Origin of the sequence: Bacillus sp. 7894-2, from assembly GCF_002272225.1 — a bacterium.
Classification (GTDB): domain Bacteria; phylum Bacillota; class Bacilli; order Bacillales; family Cytobacillaceae; genus Cytobacillus.
In genome coordinates, this window is record NZ_NPDG01000004.1 from 50,012 (window position 1) to 76,022 (window position 26,011).

Sequence of the window (26,011 nt, forward strand, 5' to 3'; positions counted from 1 at the left end):
AGGTTATTGACTACAGCGGATAGAGGGATATCATGACAGCTTTTCTATTAGCTATAAGCCTGCTATTAAATATTGTAGCCTTATTAGCCATTATTCTGCTTTACTTGCGTCAGAATAAACTAATGGATACAGAGAAGAAACAGGAAAAAGTGCTTATTGAAATGGAAGAGGTTATATCAGCGTACCTTGTTCAAATGAAAGAAGAAAACGATGATTTTATTAGCAAACTTTCGAAGATTAATGTAAAAAACGATACTTCTATAAAAGAGAAAATCATCCCAGTAAATTTGGACAAAAAAAATGATCAAGTTATAGCTAAAGCAGATGATAAATCAATGCCATTAGCCAGAGCGTCCATTTACCAGGCATCTACAGCCTACAAACAAAATTTGAGGGCAGCTGAGGATAAATTGAGTGAAAAAGAAAGATTATCATCCTTAAAGGAGACTGAATCTGTCACACGGTCGGATAGCAGTCACTCAATTAAGGAAGAAAATCCTTCATCAATAAATGATCAAGTATATATCCTGAAAAAGCAGGGATTGAGTGTGGGGGATATTGCCAAAAAATTAGGCAAAGGGAAGACAGAAGTCGAGTTAATGCTTAAATTTCGTCAAAATCAGCAAGAATAGCTTGATTGTGGAAAACACTTATGCTATATTAACAAATGGTGTTAATACACACGCTTATGGATTTAGCCGGATGGTGCTGTTCACATGCAGTTGCCGGCTGAAGATGATATGGGCGGAGGAAATAAAAACCATTAGGAGGAAACACAAATGTCAGTAATTTCAATGAAGCAATTGCTTGAAGCTGGTGTGCATTTCGGACACCAAACACGCCGCTGGAACCCTAAGATGAAGAGATACATCTTCACTGAGCGTAACGGCATCTACATCATCGACCTTCAAAAGACTGTTAAGAAGGTAGAAGAAGCTTACAACTTCGTTAAGGAGCTTGCTGGAAACGGCGGTACAATCCTTTTCGTAGGAACTAAGAAACAAGCTCAAGATTCCGTTAAAGAAGAAGCTATCCGTTCTGGTATGTACTATGTGAACCAGCGCTGGTTGGGCGGAACTTTAACAAACTTTGAAACAATCCAAAAGCGTATTTCGCGTTTAAAGGATATCGAAAGAATGTCTGAAGATGGAACTTTCGAAGTTCTTCCTAAAAAAGAAGTTGTTCAATTGAAGAAAGAGCAAGAGCGCTTAGAAAAGTTCTTAGGCGGAATCAAAGACATGAAGGGCCTTCCAGATGCTCTATTCATCATTGATCCTCGCAAAGAACGCATCGCTGTTGCAGAAGCACACAAATTAAACATCCCTATCGTTGGTATCGTTGATACTAACTGTGATCCGGACGAAATTGATGTTGTAATCCCTGCAAACGATGACGCTATCCGTGCTGTTAAATTATTAACAGGCAAAATGGCAGATGCTATCCTTGAAGCTAAACAAGGTGAAGAAGTTACAACTGCTTAATAGAAAAGCGGATGCGCTCTGTGGCGCTGGGGCTGTACAGCTCTAAGTTGCTTTTTTCTTGATTTAAAGAAGGTGATAAGAGGGAGCACCCTTTATCACCTTTTTTTAAAGAAAAGGCAATGTTTAGTTTTCTATACAGTAATAAATGGTAAAGATAATATTACATAACTCATTAAGGAGGATCTCATAATGGCAATTACTGCTCAAATGGTTAAAGAACTTCGTGAAAAAACAGGCGCAGGCATGATGGACTGCAAAAAAGCTCTTCAGGAAACTGAAGGTGATATGGAAAAAGCAATCGACTTCCTTCGTGAAAAAGGAATTGCTAAAGCTGCTAAAAAAGGTGACCGTATTGCTGCAGAAGGTCTTACTACTGTTAAGGTTGACGGAAACGAAGCAGTTATCCTTGAAGTAAACTCTGAAACTGATTTCGTTGCTAAAAACGAAGGATTCCAAACACTTGTTAAGGAAATCGCTGAGCATTTACTTTCTGCAAAGCCGGCTTCTGTAGAAGAAGCAACTGGCCAGACATTGGCTAACGGTGCTACTTTAGAATCTCACATCAATAGTGCAATTGCTAAAATTGGTGAGAAGCTTTCTCTTCGCCGCTTCGAAATCAAAACAAAAACTGACAACGATGCATTTGGTGCGTACCTTCACATGGGCGGACGCATTGGTGTCTTAACAGTTCTTGAAGGAACAACTGACGAAGAAGCAGCGAAAGATGTTGCAATGCATATTGCAGCCCTGAATCCTAAATATGTATCCCGTGATGAAGTGTCACAGGACGAAGTAGAGCGCGAGCGTCAAGTATTGACTCAGCAGGCTCTTAACGAGGGTAAGCCGGAAAACATCGTTGCAAAGATGGTTGAAGGACGTCTTGGCAAGTATTTTGAAGATGTTTGCGTAAACGACCAGGCTTTTGTTAAAAACCCTGATCAAAAAGTTGGCAAATTCGTTGAATCTAAAGGCGGAAAAATCCGTGAGTTCGTTCGCTATGAAGTTGGAGAAGGCATCGAAAAGCGTGAAGACAACTTCGCTGAAGAAGTAATGAACCAAGTTAAGAAGTAATATTTAATAGTATTAAATCAGTTATGATTCAGGGAACACTTTGTGTTCCCTGTTTTTCAAGAATGAGATAGATTATAAATGCAGCAATAGCGCCTATAAGCGCTTGAGCTTTTTATACTACATATGGAGGTTCTTATGAGCAGCCCAAAATTCAAACGCGTGGTCTTGAAATTAAGTGGAGAAGCTTTAGCAGGAGAGCAAGGTTTCGGAATTAATCCTTCAGTGATTAAATCAATTGCTGCACAGGTTAAGGATCTGGCTGAGCTGGGTGTCGAAGTTGCTGTTGTAGTTGGCGGCGGAAACATTTGGCGAGGAAAGATCGGAGAAGAAATGGGTATGGACAGAGCAAATGCAGACTATATGGGTATGCTTGCAACTATTATGAACTCATTGGCATTACAGGATAGCCTCGAGAATCTTGGAGTGGAGACGAGAGTTCAAACTTCAATCGAGATGAGACAGGTTGCTGAACCGTACATCCGCAGAAGAGCCATCCGCCATCTCGAGAAAAAGCGGGTTGTAATCTTTGCTGCGGGAACCGGAAATCCTTACTTCTCTACTGATACTACAGCAGCATTGCGAGCTGCAGAAATTGAAGCAGAAGTAATTCTTATGGCGAAAAACAATGTGGATGGCGTCTATTCAGCTGATCCCCGTGTTGATAAAAACGCAAAGAAATACGATGAACTTTCCTATCTTGATGTATTGAAAGAAGGATTGGCAGTAATGGATTCTACAGCATCATCTTTATGCATGGATAACAACATTCCGTTAATTGTATTTTCAATCATGGAAAAAGGCAATATTAACCGCGCCGTAATGGGTGAAACAATCGGAACAATCGTTAGGGGGAAAAAATAATGCCAAAACAAGTTATTTCAGATGCAAAAGAAAGAATGACTAAAGCAATTTCAGCTTATACAAGGGAGCTTGCGAGCATCCGTGCAGGTAAAGCCAACGCTTCTTTGCTTGATCGCATCAATGTTGATTACTACGGTGCGCCGACTCCTGTTAACCAGCTTGCCGGGGTGTCCGCTCCTGAAGCGCGCCTTTTAGTCATAACTCCTTATGACAAAACCATTCTGGGAGAAATTGAAAAAGCCATCCTTAAATCTGATATCGGCTTAAATCCCTCAAATGACGGCAGTGTAATCAGACTGGCTATTCCTCAGCTAACAGAAGAACGCCGTAAAGAGCTTGTTAAGGTTGTTAAAAAAGAATCAGAAGAAGCAAAAGTTGCCATCCGCAATGTTCGCCGCGATGCCAATGATGACCTGAAAAAGCTTGAGAAAAATGGAGAGATCACTGAAGATGATCTCCGCGGTTTTTCTGATGATATTCAAAAACTTACTGATGACAATATCAGCAAGATTGACGAATTAACAAAAGAAAAAGAAAAAGAAATCCTTGCAGTCTAATTTATTCTATAGTTAGAACCCTCTATCAATAGGGGGTTCTTTTACTCTTTAGGAGCATACATAATCTGATCAGGCGCTAAGGTGCCGGCTCTGCTGTAATATACGAAGAAGGCAGATTCCTATCCTGAATTAACTTTCTGGTAACATACTCTTTTATAGAGATATATTTAATTATTTTTGGTATGATATTATCATGCGGAAAGAGGCAATATCACTATTTTACCATTAGAATAATCTCTAAAAGATACTATGACTGAATTTCAACTATCAATTAGCGGGAAAAAGCCCCTGCTTATTGAAGTTTCACACTTTGTCTTTTATCGGAGGATTAACCTATTTTAAAGGAGCAGACTTATGTTTGATAAAATGAAGTTATGGAAGTCCCAAAACAGTTCTTCCAATCTCCGAGAGAGAGTTGAAAAAATAAAAGAATTACAAATACCTGAGCATGTTGCCATCATTATGGATGGGAATGGCAGGTGGGCCAAAAAACGAGCGCTCCCGAGAATTGCCGGCCATCATGAGGGAATGAAGGTCGTCAGAAAAATCACCAGATTTGCAAGCGATATTGGAGTGAAGACTCTAACCTTATATGCATTCTCAACTGAGAATTGGAAACGTCCTAAAATGGAAGTGGACTTTCTTATGAAGCTGCCAGAGGAATTTCTGGGAACTTTCCTTCCTGAACTGATAGAAGAGAATGTGCAGGTAAGAATGATTGGTTATTTTGACCACCTGCCTGCTCATACGCGAAATGCAGTTTCCAAAGCGATGGAAGAGACAAAAAACAACACCGGATTGGTGCTGAACTTTGCATTAAATTATGGGAGCAGAGCAGAAATACTCGAAGCCGTCAGGCATGTCTTAAATGATTGCAAAAGTGGTATAATGAATGAAAATGAATTGAATGAAGAAAAATTCTCATCCTACCTTATGACAGGCGGACTAAAGGATCCTGATCTGCTGATACGTACAAGCGGTGAAATCAGATTAAGCAATTTTATGCTCTGGCAGCTTGCATACACAGAATTCTGGTTTACGGATGTCTTATGGCCGGATTTTAATGAAGAGCAAATGCTTGAAGCGATCGAAGTATTCCAAAGCCGCCAAAGGCGTTTTGGAGGAGTACAATAAAGGTGTTGAAAATTGAATGAAACAGCGTATTATCACAGCTATTATATTTGGAGCAATCCTCCTGCCGATCATTATCCTTGGAGGCATGCCAATCATCATCCTGGCATATTTGCTGGCATCCATTGCCCTATTTGAATTATTGAAAATGAGAAATTTAAGTTTATTCTCGATTCCAGGCATTATTTCTTTATTATTATTGTGGATTTTCCTTTTGCCTAAAGAATTTCAGTCAATCCTGGATGATATGAATTATACAAAAATTGAGGTAGCTCTTTTTGGAGTGCTTCTTTTCTTAACGTATACAGTCGCGACAAAAAACAAATTTACTTTTGATGATGTAGCTTTTTCGATTATGTCAACTTTATATGTGGGCATAGGGTTTTACTATTTTATGGAGACCCGCTTCGCCGATCAAGGCCTGACCTACCTCTTTTTTGCACTTTTCCTTATTTGGGCCACAGATTCAGGTGCCTATTTTATAGGGAAAGCTATGGGGAAGAAGAAGCTTTGGCCTGAAATCAGTCCAAATAAGACTATTGAAGGTTCGCTTGGCGGTGTAGTCTGTGCTCTGGCAGTTGCGGTGTTATTTATTATCTTTACAGATATTGATGAATCTCTGCTTGGGTTATTAGTAATTACAGCAATCCTGTCAGTGTTTGGTCAAATAGGGGATTTAGTGGAATCAGCATTAAAGCGTCATTATAATGTAAAAGACTCAGGAAATATTTTGCCTGGCCATGGCGGAATTCTGGACCGTTTTGACAGTTTATTATTCGTCCTGCCATTGCTCCATTTTTTTCACCTGCTGTAATCCTATTGGCAAAATAAAATAATACATTCGGATACTAGATAATTGTTCAGCTCCGGCGCCAGCCACTCCGAGGTCATAAGCCGTGCCTGCATAAATGCAAAGAACGCCTTTAAGTGGGTGTGGCTCATCTTATGCTTGTCGGGGGTGAGCAAGGCGCTTCCGCTTTTCTTATAAGGAGGAGACTATGAAACATATCAGTTTGATGGGGGCAACAGGGTCTATTGGAATACAGACCCTCGATATTATTAAAGAGCACCCCGAGGATTTTAAGCTGGCAGCCATGTCTGCCGGGAGGAATATAGATCTTGCCAGGAAGATAATATCTGACTTTCAGCCGGAACTTGTCTCCCTATCAGAAAAAAGTTCCGCAGATATTCTTAAAACAGAGTTTCCCGGCATAACATTTACATATGGACATGAAGGTTTGATAGAAGTTGCCGTTTACAAAAAATCAGACATACTGGTTAATGCAGTATTAGGCAGTGTAGGCCTTAATCCTACCCTGCAGGCGATTGAGGAAAAGAAGACAATCGCCATCGCGAATAAGGAAACCCTTGTAACTGCCGGCCATCTGGTCATGGAAGCAGCAAAGCGTAATGGGGTACCCCTGCTTCCTGTAGACAGTGAACACTCCGCTATTTTTCAATCTCTGCAGGGGGAAAAAGAAAAAAATATTGAAAGGCTCATATTAACAGCTTCTGGAGGCAGTTTCAGGGACCGCTCCCGCAAGGAACTGGAAAATGTGACTGTCAAAGAGGCGCTTAATCATCCGAATTGGTCAATGGGAGCAAAAATCACCATCGATTCTGCCACTATGATGAATAAGGGACTCGAAGTTATTGAAGCACATTGGCTTTTCTCCATGGACTACAGTAAAATAGATGTCCTTCTTCATAAAGAAAGCATTATCCATTCCATGGTGGAATATCATGACAGCAGTGTAATCGCACAGCTTGGCACACCGGATATGAGAGTACCAATACAATATGCTTTAACATATCCTGACAGGCTCCCGCTGCAAACAGCAAAACGGCTGAATCTTGCTGAAATTGGCAAGCTCCATTTTGCAGAAATGGACTTTAATCGTTTTCGCTGCCTGAAATTTGCCTATGAAGCCGGAAAAGCGGGAGGATCAATGCCAGCCGTATTGAATGCTGCGAATGAAGCTGCTGTTGCTGCATTCCTGGATGGAAAGATTACCTTCCTGCAAATAGAAGATTTCATCGAAAGAGCACTGGGCAGCCATGACATCATCAAGAATCCAAGTCTGACTGAAATTCAGGAAACAGATTTGGAAACGAGGAGATTTGTCAGCTCGCTTCTATAAGCTTGTGTTCAAGTGCTGAAAAATGTGTAAAAGCTGATAAAGTAATGCACTTACCAGCAGCAGTTGAACAACCTCTAAAAAAAGGTGGTTAAAACTTGAGTACAGTAATAGCCTTTATTGTTATTTTTGGGGCACTGGTATTTTTTCATGAACTTGGACATTTAATATTCGCAAAAAGAGCAGGAATACTCTGCCGGGAATTTGCAATTGGATTTGGGCCAAAGGTGTTTTCCTTTAAAAAAGATGAAACAGTATATACGATTCGTCTTCTGCCCATCGGCGGGTTTGTCCGCATGGCCGGTGAAGATCCTGAAATGGTGGAAATCAAACCAGGCTATCGCATCGGCTTAATCCTTGATAAAAACGAGGAAGTAAGCAAAATTATTTTAAACAACAAAGATAAATATCCTGATGCAAGAATCGTTGAAGTTGAGGATGCTGATATTGAGCATACCCTTTTAATAAAAGGATATGTTGAGGGAGAAGAGGATGAGTCCCTCCAAATTTTCAAAGTCAGCCGTTCAGCTGTACTGGTAGAGGATGGGACCGAAACGCTCATTGCTCCGTATGATCGTCAATTTGCATCAAAGACCTTGGGCCAGAGAACAATGGCGATTTTCGCGGGTCCAATGATGAATTTTGTTTTGGCTTTTATCGTTTTTGTTCTAATAGCCTTATTGCAGGGCATTCCAACAAATGAACCTGCCCTTGGCAAGCTGACGCCTGATGGTGCAGCATATGAAGCTGGGCTAAAGGAAGGCGATATGGTTCAAAGTGTGGATGGAGCCGAAATTTCAAGCTGGTCAGATGTAGTTGAAATCATTAGAAAGAACCCAAGTGAAGAACTCGAATTTTTAGTGGAAAGAAACGGTCAGGAACATACTATATCGGTTACACCAAAGGTTCAGGATGTAGAAGGTGAAAAAATTGGAATCATTGGTGTTTATAGCCCGATGGAAAAATCTCCATTAAAGGCTATTACCTACGGAGCCAAAGAAACGTATTTCTGGACAAAAGAAATTTTTGTTATGCTGGGTAAGCTTGTCACTGGACAGTTTTCAATTGATGCATTATCAGGCCCGGTAGGCATTTATGTTTCAACAGATACTGTAGCCAAATCCGGCATCTACTACCTGATGAAATGGGCAGGAATCCTAAGCATAAATCTGGGAATTATGAACCTGCTTCCAATTCCGGCTCTTGATGGCGGAAGATTAATGTTCTTTGCAGTAGAGGCAGTAAGAGGGAAGCCAATTGACCGCCACAAAGAGGGAATGGTCCATTTTATAGGATTTGCCCTTTTAATGCTCTTAATGTTAGTGGTCACATGGAACGATATTCAGAGATTTTTCCTTTAAAAAATCAGTGCAGGGCAACATTCCTGCAGAAAAATATGCTCTAATTCAGACAAAAAACGGGTTCCAAAATGGAATCCGTTTTTTCAATCACTATTTCATACGATATGTTATAATTAAGTCCGTCTGTTTTTTAAATTACAATAAAAAATTCAACTTAAAATAGAAATCAAGAATATTGGATGGGAGAGAGAAAGATGAGCGAACCTTCTAGATTTCAGCTCTTGCTCCAGCAGATGCAGCTAACTGAAGATGCCTTTGTGCAGCACTTTCATGATGCCCAAATCGAAAGGGTCATAGTCGAAAGACAGTCACGGAAATGGCATTTTTATTTTGCTTTTCCAAAGATTTTGCCTTGCAGTGTATATAGCCGTTTCACAGATCAGCTGGAAAAAACATTTTCCCATATCGCAGAAATTTCATATAGCATCTCTGTCAGAAATCAGGATTTTACTGAACAGCTTGTACTTGAATACTGGCATAACTGCATTAAAGAAATGGATGGCATGGCGCCGCCGCTATTAAAGCTTCTGAATGAGCAGGTTCCTTCTGTACAGGGCAACAAAATTATCATTAAAGTCCGTAATGAATTGGAAGGATTGTCTATCAAGAAGAAGTATGCCGGCATTATGTCAGATGTGTTTCAAGTGTTTGGCTTTCCGGCCTTAACAGTTGATACAGAAGTTTCCACTGATGGTTCCAATGAAGAATATGAAAAATTCATGGAAGCCAAACGCAAAGAAGACCAGGAGCGTGGTCTCCAGGCAGCAATCGAAATGCAGAAGAAAGAAGCTGAAGCTGAATCTGCAGATCACACAGCACCCAAGGGGCCGCTTACGATTGGTCTTACCATTAAAGATGATGCTGATTACCGCAAATTGATTGATATAGTAGATGAGGAACGCCGGGTAGCCGTTGAAGGCTACGTGTTTGCTGCCGAGACAAGAGAGCTCCGCAGCGGCCGGACACTCTTAACTTTTAAAATTACGGATTATACCAGTTCCATTCTAGTAAAAATGTTTTCCAGGGATAAAGAGGATGCCGCTTTATATCAGCATATTCAAAAAGGGATGTGGCTAAAGGTCCGGGGAAGCATTCAAAACGATACTTTTGTCCGTGATCTGGTAATGATCGGGAACGATATTAATGAGATCAAACCTATCCAAAGGCAAGATACATCGCCTGCTGAAGAAAAAAGGGTTGAACTTCATCTTCATACTCCGATGAGCCAAATGGATGCTGTTTCATCTGTCAGTGCACTGGTTTCCCAGGCGAAGAAATGGGGCCATAAAGCAGTGGCCATTACAGACCATGCTGTTGCTCAGTCATTCCCTGAAGCCTATGGTGCCGGGAAAAAGAATGATATTAAGATTCTGTACGGAATTGAAGTAAACCTTGTGGATGATGGTGTGCCGATTGCTTATAATGATGCGCATCGCAAGCTTACTGATGATACGTATGTTGTATTTGATGTTGAGACAACCGGCTTATCAGCTGTATATGATACGATTATTGAGCTTGCCGCAGTTAAGATTCATGATGGTGAAATCATTGATCGATTTGAATCCTTTGCAAACCCTCATCACCCTTTATCCGCAACAACCATTAATTTGACTGGAATAACAGATGATCTGGTGGAGAATGCACCGGAAGTGGAAGAAGTTCTGAAGAAATTCCAGGAATGGACAGGAGATGCTGTTTTAGTAGCACATAATGCTTCATTCGATATGGGGTTCCTGAATGTCGGCTATAAAAAAATCGGTATTGGCAAGGCGCCAAATCCTGTAATAGATACTCTTGAACTTGCACGTTTTTTATATCCCGACATGAAAAATCACCGTCTGAATACCCTTGCCAAAAAATTCGATGTTGAACTTACCCAGCATCACCGTGCTATCTATGATGCGGAGGCAACAGGCTATCTGCTGCTTAAGATGCTAAAGGGTGCAGAAGAAAAAGGGATTGAATATCATGATCAGTTCAATGACAATATGGGGCAGGGAAATGCTTATCAGCGTGCAAGACCAGCCCATTGCACCCTGCTTGCACAAACAGAAACAGGTCTGAAGAACCTCTTTAAACTCGTATCCATCTCGCATATGGAATACTTTTACAGAGTACCGCGCATTCCCAGGTCAGTCCTTCAAAAGCATCGTGAAGGAATACTTGTTGGTTCCGGGTGCGATAAAGGGGAAGTCTTTGAAGGCATGATGCAGAAATCTCCGGATGAAGTCGAAGATACTGCACAATTCTATGATTATCTTGAAGTCCATCCAAAAGCCGTTTATGCACACCTTTTAGAGCTTGAACTTGTAAGAGATGAAAAAGCGCTTGAAGAAATCATCGGCAATATTGTTAAATTGGGTGATAAGCTTGGTCTGCCGGTAGTCGCAACCGGCAATGTCCATTACCTAAACCCTAATGATAAAATCTATCGGAAGATCCTTGTTAATTCCCAGGGAGGCGCGAATCCGCTGAATCGCCATCAGCTTCCGGATGTTCATTTCAGGACTACCAATGAAATGCTTGACGCTTTTTCATTTCTCGGCAAAGACAAAGCGAAGGAAATTGTGATAGAGAATACGAACAAAATAGCGGATATGATTGAAGAAATAAAGCCGATTAAAGATGATTTGTATACGCCAAAAATTGAAGGCGCAGATGAAGAGATGCGCAGCATGAGTTACGGAATGGCAAGGAGAATCTATGGTGATCCGCTTCCTGAGATTGTTGAAGCGCGCCTTGAAAAAGAGCTTAAGAGTATTATCGGACATGGTTTCGCGGTTATCTATCTGATCTCTCACAAGCTTGTAAAAAAATCACTGGATGATGGCTATCTGGTTGGTTCCCGTGGATCTGTCGGATCCTCCTTTGTTGCGACAATGACCGAAATAACAGAGGTAAATCCGCTGCCGCCGCATTACGTTTGCCCGGAATGCAAAACATCCGAGTTTTTCAATGACGGGTCAGTTGGCTCCGGCTTCGACCTGCCTGATAAAGATTGTCCGAGCTGCGGGGCTAAATATAAAAAGGATGGACATGATATTCCGTTCGAAACGTTTCTTGGTTTCAAGGGAGATAAAGTTCCAGACATTGACTTGAACTTCTCTGGGGAATACCAGCCTAGAGCCCATAACTATACAAAGGTGCTATTCGGCGAGGATTATGTATACCGTGCCGGTACGATCGGTACTGTTGCCGATAAAACAGCTTTTGGTTATGTCAAAGCATATCAGAACGATAATAATCTGCAAATAAGGGGTGCGGAAATTGACAGGCTCGCTTCCGGCTGTACAGGGGTGAAGCGGACAACCGGACAGCATCCGGGCGGTATTATTGTTGTGCCGGACTACATGGATATATACGACTTTTCGCCAATTCAGTTCCCTGCAGACGACCGGACATCTGAATGGAAAACAACCCATTTTGACTTCCATTCCATTCATGATAATTTATTAAAACTTGATATACTGGGTCACGATGATCCGACTGTTATTAGAATGCTTCAGGACCTGAGTGGAATTGATCCAAAAACCATTCCCACAGATGACCCTGAAGTAATGAAAATTTTCAGCGGGCCGGAATCACTTGGTGTGACAGAAGAGCAAATCATGTGTAAAACCGGAACACTTGGCATACCCGAATTTGGTACGCGGTTTGTCCGCCAGATGCTCGAAGATACAAAACCGACCACTTTCTCAGAGCTTGTGCAGATTTCAGGTCTTTCTCATGGTACAGATGTTTGGCTCGGAAATGCCCAGGAATTAATCCATAATAACATCTGTAACCTAAGTGAAGTAATCGGCTGCCGTGATGATATAATGGTTTATTTAATCTATCAGGGCCTGGAGCCTGCTTTTGCTTTCAAAATCATGGAATCGGTCCGTAAGGGTAAAGGTCTGAGCGATGAGATGGAAGAGGAAATGAGAAAGAATGAAGTGCCTGAATGGTACATTGATTCCTGTAAAAAGATTAAATACATGTTCCCTAAAGCCCATGCGGCTGCTTACGTATTAATGGCTGTCCGGATTGCCTACTTTAAAGTGCACCATCCGCTTCTCTACTATGCAGCATACTTTACTGTCCGTGCAGAAGACTTTGATGTGGATGCAATGGTTAAAGGATCCCAGGCGATCCGTGCACTCATCGAAGAAATCAATGCAAAGGGACTTGATGCTTCAACGAAAGAAAAGAACCTCTTAACTGTAATGGAATTGGCTCTGGAAATGAATGAAAGGGGCTTTAATTTCCAAAAGGTGGACTTATACCGCTCAAGCGCAAGTGAGTTTATCATTGATGGAGATTCTTTGATACCGCCGTTTAATTCCATTCCGGGTTTGGGTACAAATGCAGCATTCAATATAGTAAAAGCAAGGGGAGAAGGGGAATTCCTCTCGAAGGAAGACCTGCAGCAGCGCGGAAAAGTGTCGAAGACGATTATAGAGTATCTTGATAACCACGGCTGCCTTGAATCCCTTCCGGAACAAAACCAGCTTTCTCTATTCTAAAAATAGACGAGCGAATGGTTCAAACCCTACTGCTGACAGCTATTCCATTTGCATAAAAAAATTGGTTATGGTATAGTTTTATTGGAAATACTAAGAATAACTCTCGCAAAAGGAAGAGTGGGGCAACCCACTCTTTCGTGTTGTGTACGGTTTTTTCTTAATATCGGATCTATGTTAAAACTATATGTTAATTAAGTTTAGCAGAGCCAATTTCTGATTTATTGATTGAAAAACAGCGCTTTAGATTCCATGAAAAAGGAGGGATATGAATGAGCAAAGTGACTGAAACGGTGGAACAACTCGTCACCCCTATTGTGGATGAACTTAATTTAGAATTAGTCGACATTGAATATGTAAAAGAAGGGAAAGACTGGTTCCTTCGCGTATTTATTGATAAAGAAACTGGTGTTGATATCGAGGAATGCGGAATGGTCAGTGAAAGGCTAAGCGAAAAGCTTGATGCTGAAGATCCGATTCCATACAACTATTTCTTGGAAGTTTCATCGCCGGGAGCTGAACGCCCTCTTAAGAAAGACAGTGATTTTATTAAAGCAGTCGGCAAGAATGTTTACATTAAAACATACGAGCCCATTGATGGTGAAAAGACGTTCGAAGGTGTGTTAACCCAATTTGACGGCGAGACCGTTACGGTAGAAGTGAAAATCAAAACAAGGAAGAAAAACATTGAAATTCCTTATGAGAAGGTAGCGAATGCCCGTTTAGCCGTTGTATTTGAATAACAGCTGATTGCGGGCTTGCTTATTAAGAAAAGCAAATTGCTGCTTTAAAGTTGATCATTTTTTAAAAGAGAAATAAAAGGGGGATATAAATCTCATGAGCAGTGAACTTTTGGATGCTCTGACATTGCTTGAGAAAGAAAAAGGCATTTCTCGCGATGTGATTATCGAAGCCATTGAAGCTGCATTGGTGTCAGCCTACCGCAGAAACTTTAATCAGGCACAGAATGTGCGCATTGATTTAAACCTAGGGAACGGAACGATGAGAGTCTTTGCCCGCAAAGAGGTAGTGGATGAAGTATTTGATCCGCGTCTTGAGATCTCTGTGGAGGATGCACAAAAAATCAACCCGAACTACCAGGTGGAAGATGTCGTTGAAATGGAAGTAACACCTAAGGACTTTGGGCGTATTGCTGCCCAGACTGCAAAACAGGTAGTTACACAGCGTGTCCGTGAAGCGGAGAGAGGCATCATTTACTCTGAATTTATCGACCGTGAAGAAGATATTATGACGGGAATTGTTCAGCGTACAGATCCTAAGTTCATCTATGTGAGCCTTGGAAAGATTGAAGCGATCCTTCCGGCGAACGAACAAATGCCAAATGAGCGTTATCAGCCCCATGACCGCATTAAAGTCTTTATTACAAAGGTAGAAAAGACAACAAAAGGTCCACAGATCTTCGTAAGCAGGACCCATCCTGGCCTGCTGAAGAGATTATTTGAGATCGAAGTTCCTGAGATCTATGATGGAACTGTAGAAATCAAATCCGTTGCGCGTGAAGCAGGGGACCGTTCTAAGATCTCGGTTCATTCTGACAATGAAGAAGTTGATCCGGTAGGTTCATGTGTAGGTCCTAAAGGAACACGTGTACAGGCGATAGTCAATGAGCTCAAGGGTGAGAAAATTGATATCGTTAAATGGTCTTCAGATCCGGTAGTATTCGTCGCAAATGCATTAAGCCCTTCAAAGGTGCTTGACGTAATCGTAAATGAAGATGACAAAGCAACAACTGTTGTAGTTCCTGATTATCAGCTTTCTCTGGCAATAGGAAAGCGCGGACAGAATGCCAGACTTGCAGCAAAGCTTACAGGCTGGAAAATAGACATCAAATCAGAAACAGATGCCCGTGAAGCCGGAATTTATCCGAGGGATGAAAAACTGTTGAACTTTGATAATGATGATTATGAAAACGAAGACTATGAAAATGATGCAGACTTCGATTTTCAGGATGAACACTTAGAGGGAAAAGAATAGGGAAGAGGTGAATGATCGTGAACAATCGTAAAAAAGTTCCTTTGCGAAAATGTGTCGCTACCGGTGAAATGAGGCCGAAAAAAGAACTCGTTCGCATCGTTCGCTCCAAAGAAGGGGAAGTTTCTGTTGACCCGACCGGAAAAAAATCAGGTCGCGGGGCTTATCTTTCCAAAGAAAAGGAAGCAGTTTTGTTAGCAAAGAAGAAGAATATCTTAGCCAATCATTTAGAAGTTTCCATAGATGATGCTGTCTATGAAGACCTCTTGGAGTTAATAGAGAAGGAGAAACGGCAATCCAAATGAATTCAAATCAATGGATGTCATTGCTTGGCTTAGCCAATCGGGCACGGAAAATTACTTCGGGAGAAGAGCTTGCTGTTAAAGAAATCAGAAACGGCAAAGCAAAGCTTGTTTTGCTGTCTGCAGATGCATCCGCAAATACGGCAAAAAAAGTTACAGATAAATGTAAATCATTTGGGGTTCCATATAAGCTGATTCAAAACCGGGAAATGCTCGGCAAGGCTATAGGGAAGGAAGCCCGCGTTGTGGTGGCAGTGTTAGATGCCGGATTTGCAAAAAAGCTGTTAACGTTGCTCGATTAATACTAGCGGGGGTGAAAGTATGAGTAAAATGCGCGTTTATGAATATGCGAAAAAACATAACATTTCAAGCAAGGATGTTATTACAAAATTAAAAGACATGAATATTGAGGTTTCCAATCATATGACTACGATTGAGCCGGCGGCAGTCCAGAAGCTTGATGGTATTTTTATCAAGAATGACAGCCAGGCTCAAAACCAGAGCAAACCTCAAAACCAGCAGAAGCCGCAGGGAAATCAAAAGACGGCTACAAATAATAGTGCCGGCAATTCCACAGCTGCTAAAAGCAAGCCTCAGAATAAATCCGGTGACAACAGAAGCCAGGGACAGGGCAGCCAGTCCGGCAAAAACTTCTCCGGCAACAATAGAGGCAATAACAACAACAGAAACAATAATAACAATAGAAACAATAACAATAACCGAAACAACAATAAGAATAAAAACAACAAAGGCAAACAGCAGCAGACGCACGTGGCCCCAGCTCCTAAAAAGGTGAAGGAGCTTCCTTCAAAAATTACTTTCAGCGAATCACTGACAGTAGCGGAACTGGGAAAGAAGCTTCACCGCGAGCCTTCTGAAATCATTAAAAAGCTATTTATGCTTGGTGTTATGGCAACCATTAACCAGGAGCTTGACAAAGATGCGATTGAGCTGATTGCAGGTGAATATGGTGTTGAAGTAGAAGAAGAGATACTGGTTGATACAACCGATCTTGAAGTATACTTCACTGAAGATGAAAATGCCGAAGTGGTGGAACGTCCATCTGTTGTAACAATCATGGGACACGTTGACCATGGTAAAACAACATTGCTTGACTCTATCCGCAACACGAAAGTAACTGCTGGAGAAGCAGGCGGAATCACTCAGCACATCGGAGCTTATCAAGTTGAAGAAAACGGCAAAAAGATTACTTTCCTTGATACTCCTGGACACGCTGCGTTCACAACTATGCGTGCCCGCGGTGCGAAAATTACCGATATAACAATTCTAGTTGTAGCAGCAGATGACGGTGTAATGCCGCAAACAGTTGAAGCGATTAACCATGCGAAAGCAGCAGAAGTGCCAATCATTGTGGCTGTTAACAAAATGGATAAGGAAGCAGCAAATCCTGATCGTGTTATGCAGGAACTGACTGAACATGGCCTGGTTCCAGAAGCATGGGGCGGAGACACGATTTTTGTTCCAATCTCAGCTATTAAAGGCGAGGGAATTGATGAACTGCTTGAAATGATTCTTCTTGTAGGTGAAGTGGAAGAATACAAAGCAAATCCTGATCGCAATGCCGTTGGTACAGTTATCGAAGCACAGCTTGACAAAGGACGCGGTTCAGTTGCGACGCTGCTTGTGCAAAACGGTACATTGAAGGTAGGAGACCCTATCGTTGTCGGTAACTCATTTGGACGTGTCCGTGCAATGGTTAATGACCTTGGCCGCCGTGTGAAAACTGCCGGACCTTCAACTCCTGTAGAGATTACAGGTCTTAACGATGTTCCTCAAGCCGGTGACCGCTTCGCTGTTCTTGATGATGAAAAGACAGCCCGTCAGGTTGGGGAAGCCCGTGCGCAGCAGGCATTGCAGGCTCAAAGAAATGAAAAAACACGCGTAAGTCTGGATAACTTGTTTGAACATATGAAACAAGGAGAAATGAAAGACTTAAACATCGTTGTGAAAGCGGACGTTCAAGGTTCTGCGGAAGCATTGACTGCCGCTCTTCATAAGATCGATGTAGAAGGTGTTAATGTTCGTATCCTTCATACAGGTGTAGGTGCCATTAACGAGTCTGACATCACTTTAGCTGCTGCTTTCAACGCTATTGTGATTGGATTCAATGTACGTCCTGACAATAACGCAAAACGTGCAGCAGATGCAGAAAATGTTGACATCCGCCTGCACCGCATCATCTACAAAGTAATCGAGGAAATCGAATTGGCGATGCAGGGTATGCTTGATCCTGAGTTCCAGGAAAAAATTATCGGCCAGGCTGAAGTACGCCTGACATTCAAAGTTTCCAAAATCGGTACTATTGCAGGTTCTTATGTTACGGAAGGGAAAATCACCCGTGACAGCGGCGTTCGTTTAATCCGCGATGGAGTTGTAATTTTTGAAGGTGAAGTTGACGCTCTTAAGCGATTCAAAGATGACGCTAAAGAAGTAGCACAAGGCTATGAGTGCGGTATTACCATCAAAAACTTTAATGACGTCAAGGAAGGCGACGTAATCGAAGCATATATTATGGAAGAAGTGGAACGTTAATGATAATTGGGCTTGCTGCCTGTGAATGTATCATTTATGACACACATTCTTTGAAAGAAAAACGGGCTGTTTTGCAGCGCATTTTAACCCGGCTGAAACAAAGATACAATGTTTCTGTATCTGAGGTGGACTATCAGGACCTATGGCAGCGGACTAAAATTGCCATTGTGGCCGTTTCATCCACTCAGGTTTCAACTGAGCACGAGCTGCAAAATGCTCTGAAAATGATTGATTCGTTCCCGGAAATTGAACGGACAATTACAGATTTAGAGTGGCTTTAAGAAGAGGTGATATAGAATGAGCCTTAGAGCAAATAGAGTTGGGGAACAAATGAAAAAAGAACTGGGCGAAATCATCAGCCGAAAAATCAAGGATCCGCGGGTTGGTTTTGTAACAGTCACTGATGTTCAAGTAACCGGGGATCTCCAGCAGGCAACCGTGTTTATTTCAGTTCTGGGTGATGAGGAACAAAGAGAAAATACGCTTCGCGGGCTGGCTAAAGCAAAAGGCTTTATCCGATCTGAAATCGGCCAGCGAATCCGGCTGCGGAAAACACCGGAAATCCTATTCGAATTTGATGAATCAATCGACTACGGCAACCGTATCGACTCGTTGCTTCATCAAATCCAGGACGAAGGCCGTTCCAAAGATGAGGAACGCTCCAAAGATGAAGAATAATGGAATGGATAGACACTTTGTCTATCCATTTTTTTCTAAAAATATATAGACAAGGTGGTACATATAATGGAAGGGATTTTGCCGCTTTTTAAACCTAAGGGAATGACTTCCCATGATTGTGTGTTCAGGCTGCGGAAGATTCTGCGAATGAAAAGAATCGGCCACACCGGAACACTGGACCCTGACGTGACAGGAGTACTTCCCATCTGCCTTGGGAGGGCAACGAAGGTGGCCGAATACATAACAGACGCAGGGAAATCTTATGAGGGAGAAGTTACAATCGGCTTTTCTACGACAACAGAAGATGCATCTGGTGAAGTTGTAGAAAGGAAAGAAGTTTCATCACCTATTTCCAGAAATCAGGTGATGAAAGTGCTCCAAAGCCTGACAGGGGAAATTATACAGACACCCCCCATGTATTCAGCAGTAAAGGTGAATGGCAAGCGCCTCTATGAATATGCAAGACAGGGAATAGAAGTGGAACGGCCTTCCAGGAAAGTAACTATCTACTCAATTGAACTTCTCGATGAGAGAGAGATGTTTGAGGATGAGAATATTACCTTCCGTTTCCGTGTAGCCTGCAGCAAAGGTACATACATCCGTACGCTTGCGGTCATGATTGGGAGTGAACTGGGATATCCTGCCCATATGTCTGAACTGGTAAGAATCCAGTCTGCCTCACTGAAACTTGATGATTGCCTGACTTTTGAAGAAATAGAAGACAGGGCCGAGAAGGGAACAATGGACGAGGTTCTTAGGCCGATGGAGGCTGCGATTTCTCATTTGCCGAAATTTCATATAAGTGATAAAGTAGCAGAGAAAGTAAAAAATGGGGCTGTATTAACTATCCCTGATCATTTGCTCGACACTAGAGGCCCAATCGCAGTAGAGGAAGAGCAAGGTCTTGTTCTGGCGATTTATGAGCATCACCCCCGCAAACCAGGGTTAATGAAGCCAGTAAAGGTGTTAAGGAATGATCAATAAGCACTCGTTTAAAAGCTGTGCATTTATATAGGTCCAGGCTCTGTAGAGAAAAGGTGAATTATTAATATGGAAGTTATTCATATACATCATCCCCATCGAATTGATAAAAACGAAATGCCTGAATTGGCAATAGCACTTGGCTATTTTGATGGTGTTCATCTGGGTCATCAGAAAGTCATCCGTGAAGCAAGGTCGATAGCTGAACAAAAAGGATTAAAAAGTGCTGTCATGACATTTGATCCTCATCCCTCGGTCGTTTTGGGTAAAAGCGTTCAGCATGTGGAGTATATTACGCCTCTTGAGGACAAAATTGGCATCATAGCAGATCTAGGTATAGATTATTTGTTTGTTATCAACTTTACAAGGGAATTTGCTAATCTGCTGCCACAGGAGTTTGTGGACCAATACCTGATTGGTCTTAATGCAAAACATGTCGTGGCAGGCTTTGATTATTCCTATGGACGAATGGGACGCGGCACAATGGAAACATTGCTGTTCCATTCTAGAGATCAATTTGATTACTCTGTCGTTGCAAAGCTGGCAAAAGAAGACGAAAAAATCAGTTCTACGCTAATAAGGAAATATATTCGTGAAGGGAAAACGGGTGAGCTTTCCGGCCTTTTAGGAAGATATTATAAAACATCCGGAATCGTTGTTCATGGTGATAAGAGAGGCCGGACAATCGGCTTTCCTACAGCGAATGTTGACGTTTCTGATGATTGCATCATCCCCCCTCCCGGTGTATATGCTGTAAGATTCTCAATAGATGGCAGCTGGTATGAAGGCGTCTGTAATGTCGGCTACAAACCTACTTTTAATAAGGAAAAAGGGGATAGGCCATCAGTTGAAGTCCATATTTTTGATTTCACTTCAGATATTTATGGCAGGAAGGTTACCGTTGAATGGCATAAGCATCTTAGAAGCGAAAGGAAATTTGCCGGCGTTCAGGAGTTAATTGCGCAAATCGAAAAGGATAAACAGCAGACTGAGCAATATTTTGAGAAAAACAGGGTTTAGCCTTGCTTTTTGTCATAAAAAGTTGTATTCTAAGTAACGTACCAAATGAACCTTTGCTTGGCAAGTCGAGTCACCGACGCTTGCTCAGTAACAGGGGATTGAAAATTTAGGAGGTGAACCGGATGGCAATCACTAAAGAACGTAAAAATGAGCTAATCAATGAGTTCAAAACTCATGAGAGCGACACTGGATCTCCAGAAGTTCAAATCGCTGTCCTTACTGAAGAAATCAACAATTTGAACGACCATTTACGTACTCACAAGAAAGACCACCATTCACGTCGCGGTCTTTTGAAAATGGTTGGTAAGCGTCGTAACCTATTAACTTACCTTCGCAACAAAGACGTTGCACGCTACCGTGAGTTAATCAATAAGCTTGGCTTACGTCGATAATCAACAGAAGCGGGATTTTTTCCCGCTTTTTTATTAGCTTTAAAAACTTGAATTTTGTTCCTGATCATGTACATACATAACTTATCCTATTTTAGCAAACGGGAAAATTGTGCATACTATAAGATGCCTAATTTTATTATGATTAACGAGCATTTCATGCTTTTATATAAAACTGGACTGCGGGCAATGCAAAGCCATGAACTTTTGCGTCTTCGCAGGAAATTAACAATTAAACGGGCCAGGCAGAATTGACGCCTGTCCTTAAGTGAATACAGAGAGGGGTACAATTATGGGACAAGATAAACATGTCTACAGCCTTGATTGGGCTGGGCGCAAATTGACCGTAGAGATTGGCCAGCTGGCTAAACAGGCTAACGGTGCAGTTTTAGTGCGCTACGGTGATACTGTAGTTTTAAGTACAGCTACAGCATCAAAAGAACCAAAAAATCTGGATTTCTTTCCACTTACAGTTAACTATGAAGAACGTTTGTATGCTGTTGGTAAGATTCCGGGCGGTTTTATTAAGAGAGAGGGCCGTCCAAGTGAAAAAGCGATTTTGGCAAGCCGTTTAATTGACAGGCCTATCCGTCCATTATTCGCTGACGGTTTCAGAAATGATGTACAGGTTGTAAGCATGGTGATGAGTGTGGATCAAAACTGCTCATCAGAAATGGCTGCAATGTTCGGTTCATCATTAGCCCTTTCTGTGTCGGATATTCCATTTGGCGGACCGATTGCTGGAGTCAGCGTAGGCCGCATCGATGGAGAATTTATCATTAATCCATCTGTAGAACAGGCTGAAAAAAGCGATATCACCCTTGTTGTAGCGGGCACAAAAGATGCGATTAACATGGTTGAAGCAGGCGCAGAGGAAGTGCCTGAGGAAACGATGCTTGAAGCAATTATGTTTGGTCATGAGGAAATTAAACGCCTTATTGCTTTCCAGGAAGAAATTGCATCTGAAATCGGGAAAGAGAAGATGGACATTGTTTTATACCAGGTTGACCAGAACTTAGAAGCGGAAGTTCGCGGCATCTGTGAGAAGGATATGATTCAAGCTATCCAGGTGCAGGAGAAACATGCACGTGAAGCAGCCATAAAAGCAGTTAAAGAAGAAATCACAGCTAAATATGAAGGTGAAGAGGCAGACGACGACAAGCTTAAGCAAATCAGGAAGATCCTTGATAAAATTGTTAAAGCTGAAGTTCGCCGCTTAATAACAGAAGATAAAGTGCGTCCGGATGGACGCGGATTGGATGTCATCCGCCCGCTGTCCTCAGAAGTAGACCTTCTGCCGCGTACACATGGTTCAGGTTTGTTTACACGCGGACAAACTCAGGCATTGAGCATTTGTACATTAGGAGCTCTTGGAGATGTACAGATTCTGGACGGACTGGGAATTGAAGAAGAAAAAAGATTCATGCACCATTACAACTTCCCTAATTTCAGTGTAGGTGAAACTGGGCCAATTAGAGGGCCGGGCCGCCGTGAAATCGGGCATGGTGCTCTTGGGGAACGTGCTCTTGAGCCGATTATTCCTTCTGAAAAGGATTTCCCTTATACGATTCGTCTTGTATCAGAGGTGCTGGAATCAAATGGTTCAACATCACAGGCAAGTATTTGTGCAAGTACTCTGGCTATGATGGATGCAGGTGTGCCTATTAAAGCTCCGGTTGCCGGTATAGCAATGGGTCTAATTAAATCAGGCGAGCATTATTCAATCCTGACAGACATTCAGGGTATGGAAGATCACCTTGGAGATATGGATTTCAAAGTGGCGGGTACCTCTAAGGGAGTTACTGCTCTGCAAATGGATATTAAGATTGAAGGTCTGTCCCGTGAGATTCTGGAAGAAGCACTGCAGCAGGCGAAGAAAGGCCGAATGCAGATTCTGGATTCCATGCTGAGCACTATTGAACAGCCAAGAAAAGAGCTGTCTGAATATGCTCCTAAGATTCTGATGATGTCAATCAACCCTGACAAAATCCGTGATGTAATTGGGCCGAGCGGAAAACAGATCAATAAGATCATCGAAGAAACAGGCGTTAAGATTGATATTGAACAAGATGGAACAGTATTCATTTCATCTGTAAATGAAGAAATGAATCAAAAAGCGAAGAAGATTATTGAAGATATCGTACGTGAAGTGGAAGTTGGACAAATGTATCTGGGCAAGGTAAAACGGATTGAAAAATTCGGTGCATTTGTTGAAATCTTCTCTGGTAAAGATGGATTAGTTCACATTTCAGAACTTGCTGAAGAGCGTGTTGGGAAAGTGGAAGATGTGCTATCCATTGGTGACGAACTTCTGGTAAAAGTTACTGAGATCGATAAACAAGGCCGCGTAAATCTTTCCCGCAAAGCCGTATTGCGTGAACAGCGTGAGCAAAAGGAAAAAGCACAGCAATAATACTAACCTCTATTTAAAAGAGAAGCATTTTGCGTGGCGATTTTCCTAAAAGCCAGGGGAAACCCTGGCTTTTTACATATACGAATTTCCATGGGCTCTTGCCTTATACTGCATACCTTTGTTACTGGGTTCCGTTCTACCTTGTCCCTTCAAATCATACTATGAATTGAAGGAGGCATGAAGAATGAGAAAGTTTATCCATATTACGATCATGTTTGTAATGGCACTTGTTTTTATCAATAATCCTTTTACTGATCAGTATGTATCAGGCCTTAAACAAGAAACAGATGCCATAACTGTTTCCAAGCCAAAGGATTCCCTATATGAAGAAATTACAGCAAAAAAAGAAGAATTCAGCATTCCTCCACAGGATGCAAAAATAGACCCTGTATGGAAAGCCATTCCCGGCCTTAACGGAATTGAAGTAGATGTTGAGGCGTCGTATAGGAAGATGAAGTCAGGCAAAAAGTTCAATGAAGATAAGCTTGTATTTAAACAAATTGAACCGAAGGTGAAGTTAAAGGACCTGCCGCCGTCACCTGTATATAAAGGCCATCCTGATAAACCGATGGTCAGCTTCATCATTAATGTAGCATGGGGAAATGAATATTTATCCGGTATGCTGGCCACTTTAAAGGAACATAATGTGTCAGCAAGTTTTTTTCTTGAAGGAAGATGGGTAAAGAATAATCCTGAACTCGCCAGAATGATTATGGATGCAGGCCATGAAGTAGGCAACCATTCGTACACTCATCCCGATATGAAAGTGATCTCTTCCGCAAGGACAAGGGAAGAAATACAAAAAACAAATGATGTGATTGAAGCCACAATGGATGAAAAGCTGAGTAAGCCTATTACATGGTTTGCTCCTCCAAGCGGCAGCTATAGAGATGAAACAGTGAAGATTGCTGCCGAGAAAAACCTGGGCACTGTCATGTGGACTGTTGATACAGTGGATTGGAGGAAGCCCGCCCCGGATGTACTGGTAAACAGAGTGTTATCAAAGGTCAACAATGGATCACTGATCCTGATGCATCCTACAGAATCCACCGAAAAATCACTTGATAGACTTATAACAGGGCTTAAGCAGAAGAACCTGGAGATTGGAACAGTATCCGAGCTGTTAAGCGAGAAGAGAATCCAGTATAGGGAAAATAATAATCAGGATTTTGGAAAAAATAACAATAATAATATAAACTAATGTAAGCGTATGTCTTTGGGTTTCAGAACAGGAGGAATTTATTTGATCAAGAAATATACATGCCAAAATGGGGTAAGAGTCGTACTAGAAAACATTCCAACCGTCCGTTCTGTAGCGATAGGAGTATGGATCGGAACAGGTTCAAGAAATGAAATTCCCGAGAATAATGGAATTTCTCATTTCCTTGAGCATATGTTCTTCAAAGGAACGAAAACGAGAACAGCCCGGGAAATTGCTGAGAGCTTTGACAGTATTGGCGGGCAGGTGAACGCCTTCACTTCAAAAGAATATACATGCTACTATGCAAAAGTACTGGATACCCATTCTGATTTTGCTCTTGAAGTGCTTTCTGATATGTTTTTTAACTCTACGTTTGTGGATGAGGAACTGAACAAAGAAAAGAATGTTGTTTACGAAGAAATCAAAATGTATGAAGACACGCCTGACGATATCGTTCATGATCTTTTGAGCAAAGCAATCTACGAGAACCACTCACTTGGATATCCGATTCTTGGTACTGAAGGAACGCTGGCCGCGTTTAATGGCGAAACATTAAAACAGTATATGCATGAAACATACACGCCTGAAAATGTTGTGATTTCCATTGCCGGAAATATTGAGGAATCTTTCATCAAAGAAGTTGAAAAGTACTTTGGAGCCTACGAAGGCGGTAAGAGAGAACGTACAGAGCAGAAGCCTGAGTTTCATTCAAACCATCTTGCCCGTAAAAAGGATACCGAGCAGGCTCATCTTTGCTTAGGCTTTGAAGGTCTGCAGGTAGGGCATGAGGAAATATACAACCTGATTGTTTTAAATAATATTTTGGGTGGAAGCATGAGCAGCCGCTTATTCCAGGATGTCAGGGAACAAAAAGGATTGGCTTATTCAGTTTTCTCTTATCATTCTGCCTTCCAGGATAGCGGAATAGTGACGCTTTACGGCGGAACTGGAGCAAAACAGCTGGATGTTCTTTTTGATACGATTCAGGAAACCCTTGCCACTCTTAAAAAAGAAGGCATCACAGATAAAGAGCTTAATAACAGTAAAGAGCAGCTCAAAGGAAGCTTAATGCTAAGCCTTGAAAGCACAAACAGCAGGATGAGCCGCAATGGCAAAAATGAACTGCTTCTGGGCCGCCATCGGTCTATGGATGAAATCGTGGATGAAATCGACGCAGTTTCCATGCAGGGTGTGAATAATATGGCGAATTCCATTTTCACAGATCATTATTCAGTGGCTTTAATAAGTCCGGATGGAGAACTTCCGAAAAATCTTTAACATTTAGTTCAATTGCGAAATTGGAGAAACAGCCTGTATCATGCAGGCTGTTTTCTTTTTGGCCTGGACTTCTAAAACTTCAGGCTGAACGATAAGAATATA

23 protein-coding genes are annotated in these 26,011 nt (G+C 41.8%); all 23 read left to right on the plus strand.

What is annotated here, in order from left to right:
• Nucleotides 1–32: 32 nt before the first annotated feature.
• The 23 genes from CHI10_RS00700 to CHI10_RS00810 all read left to right on the plus strand — a co-directional run bounded on the left by CHI10_RS00700 (nucleotide 33) and on the right by CHI10_RS00810 (nucleotide 25,909).
• On the plus strand, nucleotides 33–632 hold the full coding sequence (locus CHI10_RS00700; RefSeq protein WP_095242376.1) for a hypothetical protein: 600 nt from the start codon (nucleotides 33–35) through the stop codon (nucleotides 630–632).
• Nucleotides 633–779: 147 nt separating this feature from the next.
• The gene (gene rpsB / locus CHI10_RS00705) at nucleotides 780–1,481 is read left to right on the plus strand and encodes a 30S ribosomal protein S2 (RefSeq protein WP_095242377.1); all 702 of its coding nucleotides are present in this window, start codon (nucleotides 780–782) and stop codon (nucleotides 1,479–1,481) included.
• Nucleotides 1,482–1,670: 189 nt separating this feature from the next.
• A complete protein-coding gene (tsf, locus tag CHI10_RS00710) occupies nucleotides 1,671–2,552 on the plus strand; it encodes a translation elongation factor Ts (protein ID WP_095242378.1) in 882 nt (293 codons plus the stop codon).
• Between the two features lie 135 nt (nucleotides 2,553–2,687).
• Nucleotides 2,688–3,413 carry a UMP kinase gene (gene pyrH, locus CHI10_RS00715; protein ID WP_095242379.1) on the plus strand — a complete coding sequence of 242 codons (726 nt, stop codon included), beginning with the start codon at nucleotides 2,688–2,690 and terminating at the stop codon, nucleotides 3,411–3,413.
• Nucleotides 3,413–3,970 carry a ribosome recycling factor gene (gene frr / locus CHI10_RS00720; RefSeq protein ID WP_095242380.1) on the plus strand — a complete coding sequence of 186 codons (558 nt, stop codon included), beginning with the start codon at nucleotides 3,413–3,415 and terminating at the stop codon, nucleotides 3,968–3,970. Before pyrH ends, frr begins: the two co-directional genes overlap by 1 nt.
• 354 nt (nucleotides 3,971–4,324) lie before the next feature.
• Entirely contained in the window at nucleotides 4,325–5,104 is a 780-nt protein-coding gene (locus tag CHI10_RS00725) for an undecaprenyl pyrophosphate synthase (RefSeq protein WP_095242381.1), read from the plus strand.
• A gap of 16 nt (nucleotides 5,105–5,120) precedes the next feature.
• Entirely contained in the window at nucleotides 5,121–5,915 is a 795-nt protein-coding gene (locus CHI10_RS00730) for a phosphatidate cytidylyltransferase (protein ID WP_095242382.1), read from the plus strand.
• A gap of 184 nt (nucleotides 5,916–6,099) precedes the next feature.
• Entirely contained in the window at nucleotides 6,100–7,242 is a 1,143-nt protein-coding gene (dxr, locus tag CHI10_RS00735) for a 1-deoxy-D-xylulose-5-phosphate reductoisomerase (protein WP_095242383.1), read from the plus strand.
• Between the two features lie 95 nt (nucleotides 7,243–7,337).
• Nucleotides 7,338–8,600, plus strand: coding sequence for an RIP metalloprotease RseP (gene rseP, locus CHI10_RS00740; protein ID WP_095242384.1), 1,263 nt, complete (start codon nucleotides 7,338–7,340; stop codon nucleotides 8,598–8,600).
• A gap of 194 nt (nucleotides 8,601–8,794) precedes the next feature.
• The gene (locus CHI10_RS00745) at nucleotides 8,795–13,105 is read left to right on the plus strand and encodes a PolC-type DNA polymerase III (protein ID WP_095242385.1); all 4,311 of its coding nucleotides are present in this window, start codon (nucleotides 8,795–8,797) and stop codon (nucleotides 13,103–13,105) included.
• A gap of 269 nt (nucleotides 13,106–13,374) precedes the next feature.
• The gene (gene rimP / locus CHI10_RS00750) at nucleotides 13,375–13,845 is read left to right on the plus strand and encodes a ribosome maturation factor RimP (RefSeq protein ID WP_095242386.1); all 471 of its coding nucleotides are present in this window, start codon (nucleotides 13,375–13,377) and stop codon (nucleotides 13,843–13,845) included.
• Nucleotides 13,846–13,939: 94 nt separating this feature from the next.
• Complete coding sequence (gene nusA / locus CHI10_RS00755; RefSeq protein ID WP_095242387.1) at nucleotides 13,940–15,097, plus strand: transcription termination factor NusA; 1,158 nt, start codon at nucleotides 13,940–13,942, stop codon at nucleotides 15,095–15,097.
• A gap of 17 nt (nucleotides 15,098–15,114) precedes the next feature.
• A complete protein-coding gene (rnpM, locus tag CHI10_RS00760; protein ID WP_095242459.1) occupies nucleotides 15,115–15,399 on the plus strand; it encodes an RNase P modulator RnpM in 285 nt (94 codons plus the stop codon).
• On the plus strand, nucleotides 15,396–15,698 hold the full coding sequence (locus CHI10_RS00765) for a YlxQ family RNA-binding protein (protein ID WP_009330704.1): 303 nt from the start codon (nucleotides 15,396–15,398) through the stop codon (nucleotides 15,696–15,698). The genes rnpM and CHI10_RS00765 overlap by 4 nt, the downstream gene beginning before the upstream one ends.
• Nucleotides 15,699–15,717: 19 nt before the next feature.
• A complete protein-coding gene (gene infB / locus CHI10_RS00770; RefSeq protein WP_095242388.1) occupies nucleotides 15,718–17,949 on the plus strand; it encodes a translation initiation factor IF-2 in 2,232 nt (743 codons plus the stop codon).
• The gene (locus CHI10_RS00775) at nucleotides 17,949–18,230 is read left to right on the plus strand and encodes a DUF503 domain-containing protein (RefSeq protein ID WP_009330702.1); all 282 of its coding nucleotides are present in this window, start codon (nucleotides 17,949–17,951) and stop codon (nucleotides 18,228–18,230) included. Before infB ends, CHI10_RS00775 begins: the two co-directional genes overlap by 1 nt.
• Before the next feature lie 16 nt (nucleotides 18,231–18,246).
• The gene (gene rbfA / locus CHI10_RS00780) at nucleotides 18,247–18,627 is read left to right on the plus strand and encodes a 30S ribosome-binding factor RbfA (RefSeq protein WP_095242389.1); all 381 of its coding nucleotides are present in this window, start codon (nucleotides 18,247–18,249) and stop codon (nucleotides 18,625–18,627) included.
• A 66-nt stretch (nucleotides 18,628–18,693) separates the two neighbouring features.
• Nucleotides 18,694–19,611 (plus strand): tRNA pseudouridine(55) synthase TruB, encoded by a 918-nt coding sequence (gene truB / locus CHI10_RS00785; RefSeq protein WP_095242390.1) that lies wholly within the window; start codon nucleotides 18,694–18,696, stop codon nucleotides 19,609–19,611.
• 66 nt (nucleotides 19,612–19,677) lie between these two features.
• A complete protein-coding gene (gene ribF / locus CHI10_RS00790; RefSeq protein ID WP_095242391.1) occupies nucleotides 19,678–20,628 on the plus strand; it encodes a bifunctional riboflavin kinase/FAD synthetase in 951 nt (316 codons plus the stop codon).
• Nucleotides 20,629–20,750: 122 nt separating this feature from the next.
• Nucleotides 20,751–21,020, plus strand: a complete 270-nt coding sequence (gene rpsO / locus CHI10_RS00795; protein WP_009330698.1) for a 30S ribosomal protein S15 — start codon at nucleotides 20,751–20,753, stop codon at nucleotides 21,018–21,020.
• 289 nt (nucleotides 21,021–21,309) lie between these two features.
• Complete coding sequence (pnp, locus tag CHI10_RS00800) at nucleotides 21,310–23,430, plus strand: polyribonucleotide nucleotidyltransferase (protein WP_095242392.1); 2,121 nt, start codon at nucleotides 21,310–21,312, stop codon at nucleotides 23,428–23,430.
• Between the two features lie 184 nt (nucleotides 23,431–23,614).
• Nucleotides 23,615–24,631 carry a polysaccharide deacetylase family protein gene (locus CHI10_RS00805; protein ID WP_095242393.1) on the plus strand — a complete coding sequence of 339 codons (1,017 nt, stop codon included), beginning with the start codon at nucleotides 23,615–23,617 and terminating at the stop codon, nucleotides 24,629–24,631.
• 42 nt (nucleotides 24,632–24,673) lie between these two features.
• Nucleotides 24,674–25,909, plus strand: a complete 1,236-nt coding sequence (locus tag CHI10_RS00810) for a M16 family metallopeptidase (protein ID WP_095242394.1) — start codon at nucleotides 24,674–24,676, stop codon at nucleotides 25,907–25,909.
• The last annotated feature ends 102 nt before the right edge of the window (nucleotides 25,910–26,011 follow it).

Excerpts from the sequence above, each read along its gene's own strand:
- CHI10_RS00700 (WP_095242376.1), top strand. The coding sequence starts at position 33 with ATGACAGCTTTTCTATTAGCTATAAGCCTGCTATTAAATATTGTAGCC.
- rpsB (WP_095242377.1), top strand. The coding sequence starts at position 780 with ATGTCAGTAATTTCAATGAAGCAATTGCTTGAAGCTGGTGTGCATTTC.
- tsf (WP_095242378.1), top strand. The coding sequence starts at position 1,671 with ATGGCAATTACTGCTCAAATGGTTAAAGAACTTCGTGAAAAAACAGGC.
- pyrH (WP_095242379.1), top strand. The coding sequence starts at position 2,688 with ATGAGCAGCCCAAAATTCAAACGCGTGGTCTTGAAATTAAGTGGAGAA.
- frr (WP_095242380.1), top strand. The coding sequence starts at position 3,413 with ATGCCAAAACAAGTTATTTCAGATGCAAAAGAAAGAATGACTAAAGCA.
- CHI10_RS00725 (WP_095242381.1), top strand. The coding sequence starts at position 4,325 with ATGTTTGATAAAATGAAGTTATGGAAGTCCCAAAACAGTTCTTCCAAT.
- CHI10_RS00730 (WP_095242382.1), top strand. The coding sequence starts at position 5,121 with ATGAAACAGCGTATTATCACAGCTATTATATTTGGAGCAATCCTCCTG.
- dxr (WP_095242383.1), top strand. The coding sequence starts at position 6,100 with ATGAAACATATCAGTTTGATGGGGGCAACAGGGTCTATTGGAATACAG.
- CHI10_RS00745 (WP_095242385.1), top strand. The coding sequence starts at position 8,795 with ATGAGCGAACCTTCTAGATTTCAGCTCTTGCTCCAGCAGATGCAGCTA.
- rimP (WP_095242386.1), top strand. The coding sequence starts at position 13,375 with ATGAGCAAAGTGACTGAAACGGTGGAACAACTCGTCACCCCTATTGTG.
- nusA (WP_095242387.1), top strand. The coding sequence starts at position 13,940 with ATGAGCAGTGAACTTTTGGATGCTCTGACATTGCTTGAGAAAGAAAAA.
- CHI10_RS00765 (WP_009330704.1), top strand. The coding sequence starts at position 15,396 with ATGAATTCAAATCAATGGATGTCATTGCTTGGCTTAGCCAATCGGGCA.
- infB (WP_095242388.1), top strand. The coding sequence starts at position 15,718 with ATGAGTAAAATGCGCGTTTATGAATATGCGAAAAAACATAACATTTCA.
- CHI10_RS00775 (WP_009330702.1), top strand. The coding sequence starts at position 17,949 with ATGATAATTGGGCTTGCTGCCTGTGAATGTATCATTTATGACACACAT.
- rbfA (WP_095242389.1), top strand. The coding sequence starts at position 18,247 with ATGAGCCTTAGAGCAAATAGAGTTGGGGAACAAATGAAAAAAGAACTG.
- truB (WP_095242390.1), top strand. The coding sequence starts at position 18,694 with ATGGAAGGGATTTTGCCGCTTTTTAAACCTAAGGGAATGACTTCCCAT.
- ribF (WP_095242391.1), top strand. The coding sequence starts at position 19,678 with ATGGAAGTTATTCATATACATCATCCCCATCGAATTGATAAAAACGAA.
- rpsO (WP_009330698.1), top strand. The coding sequence starts at position 20,751 with ATGGCAATCACTAAAGAACGTAAAAATGAGCTAATCAATGAGTTCAAA.
- pnp (WP_095242392.1), top strand. The coding sequence starts at position 21,310 with ATGGGACAAGATAAACATGTCTACAGCCTTGATTGGGCTGGGCGCAAA.
- CHI10_RS00805 (WP_095242393.1), top strand. The coding sequence starts at position 23,615 with ATGAGAAAGTTTATCCATATTACGATCATGTTTGTAATGGCACTTGTT.